Below are 639 nucleotides of genomic sequence, written 5' to 3' on the forward strand. Positions count from 1 at the left end.
CCGCTTCACCGACCCCACCGCCTACCGCAACGCCACCTCCGCACTGCCCGAAACCACCCGCGACGACGAGGCCCTCACCCTCCAGATCCCCGGCGACGGCAGCCAGCGCCACCTGCGCACCCTCCTCGACCACCTCGACACCGCCGGCATCGAAGCCGACGAACTCACCGTCCACACCCCCGACCTCGACGACGTCTTCTTCGCCCTCACCGGCGGCACGACCCCGCCGAACCAGCCCGAGGAGGCTGTCCGATGAGCTCGTTCTCCCTCGCCGCCCGCGACTCCTCGACCATGCTGCGCCGCAACCTCCTGCACGCCCGGCGCTACCCGTCCCTCACCCTGAACCTGCTGCTCACGCCGATCGTGCTGCTGCTGCTCTTCGTCTACGTCTTCGGCGACGTGATGAGCGCGGGCCTCGGCGGAGGCGCCGACCGCGCCGCCTACATCGCGTACCTCGTCCCGGGCATCCTGCTGATGACCATCGGCGGCACCACGGTGGGGACGGCGGTGTCCGTCTCCAACGACATGACCGAGGGCATCATCGCCCGCTTCCGCACGATGGCGATCCACCGCCCGTCGGTGCTCGTCGGACACGTCGTCGGCAGCGTGCTGCAGTCGGTCGCCAGCGTGGTCCTCGTC

General features: G+C 70.4%; 1 protein-coding gene and 1 pseudogene. Both read left to right on the top strand.

Features of this window, described 5'->3' with window-relative positions; genetic code table 11:
- A pseudogene (locus tag PUR61_RS02620) lies at positions 1 to 256 on the top strand (ABC transporter); the annotation flags it as partial.
- Positions 253 to 639 (top strand): ABC transporter permease (locus PUR61_RS02625; protein ID WP_329875178.1); only part of this gene is annotated, 387 nt, incomplete at its 3' end. The pseudogene PUR61_RS02620 and the gene PUR61_RS02625, both read left to right, overlap by 4 nt.

This window comes from Streptomyces sp. BE20 (genome assembly GCF_036322525.1).
Classification (GTDB): domain Bacteria; phylum Actinomycetota; class Actinomycetes; order Streptomycetales; family Streptomycetaceae; genus Kitasatospora.